Source organism: Halorubrum halodurans, from assembly GCF_002252985.1.
Classification (GTDB): domain Archaea; phylum Halobacteriota; class Halobacteria; order Halobacteriales; family Haloferacaceae; genus Halorubrum; species Halorubrum halodurans.
Genome location: NZ_NHPJ01000011.1, coordinates 1 through 1072, shown reverse-complemented (window position 1 = coordinate 1072; position 1072 = coordinate 1). Strand labels below are relative to the sequence as shown.

Sequence of the window (1072 nt, the reverse complement as noted above, 5' to 3'; positions counted from 1 at the left end):
ATACTCACGGACATAAATACGCAAACACATCTGGGATTTCGACCCGGTTGAGTACAGAGAGAGCAGCCTCACGGAGACCGTCGAGTGTGTCAAACAGGCGGTTCCCAAGTTCTTGATCAAGTTGTCTCCAACACTCTTCCGCGGGGTTCAGCTCCGGTGAACCCCGCGGTAGGTAACAGAGTTCTATCGGTGTATCTTCAGCAAACTCTTGGACCTTGTTCGCCGTGAAATACGAGGCGTTGTCCAAAACGACGCAAATCTTCTCGCCGAATTCAGTCTGAAGTGCGTCGAGAAGTCGAATCGTCGTGTCGCTGTTAAAATTCCCTGCACACGGCAGGAAGAACGTATCACCGCCATCGCTGACTGCACCAAGCAACTTGATACTATCCCACGCGCCCGTCACCGGCAGTGACGGGCGCTCTCCTTCCGGAAACCACGCATAAATCAACGTCGAGAGAACCTGTCTCGTCTGATCGATGGTCAGGATCGTGTATTCGTCGTCCAGGTCGTTGCGCTTTTTTTGAAGCCTTCTTTCCAGGCTTCTTGGGCTCTTTCGTCGGATTTGTAGAACTCCGGCCGGGCTGTCTTCCAGGACAGCCCGGCCTCAGACATCAATCTCCGGACGTGCCGCTCACAGTACTCAACGTCAAACTCTTCGACGAGATAGTGACGAGCTAGTGGAACAGACCACGCGGGCGCGTCTAATCCTACTTCCTCAGGCGATTCGTGAAGTACCTTGACGAACCGCTTGTGTTGTTCATCAGAGAGTTCGGTTGGTCTGCCTTCGCGCGGATCGTCGTAGGCGACTTGCTCGACCGGCTCATCAGCGAGCCGGTCGAGCCGGCCAACCCACCGAGACAACCATGGACCGGTGTAGCCGTATCGTTCAGCAACCTCCGCCATCGTTGCATCGTCTTCTTCAAGATAGTTGATCACCGCCATTAGCCGCTGTGTCGGCTTTTTATCTTCGACCTCCGCGAGAGCGTCGCGGAGGTCGTCAAGAGTGGCGGCGTCAAGCGTGGACATACTTGCTAATCACACTCTAACCTAAAGAATATTTAGCTGACAGTAT

1 protein-coding gene is annotated in these 1072 nt (G+C 54.1%); it reads right to left on the bottom strand.

Features of this window, described 5'->3' with window-relative positions:
• Positions 1–4 precede the first annotated feature (4 nt).
• Positions 5–1026, bottom strand: a protein-coding gene (locus tag DJ70_RS01440) for an IS630 family transposase (protein WP_245810634.1) whose coding sequence is annotated in 2 segments (ribosomal slippage) — positions 5–520 and positions 523–1026 — 1020 coding nt in all. Because the reading frame shifts where the segments join, the coding sequence is not laid out codon by codon here.
• Positions 1027–1072 lie beyond the last annotated feature (46 nt).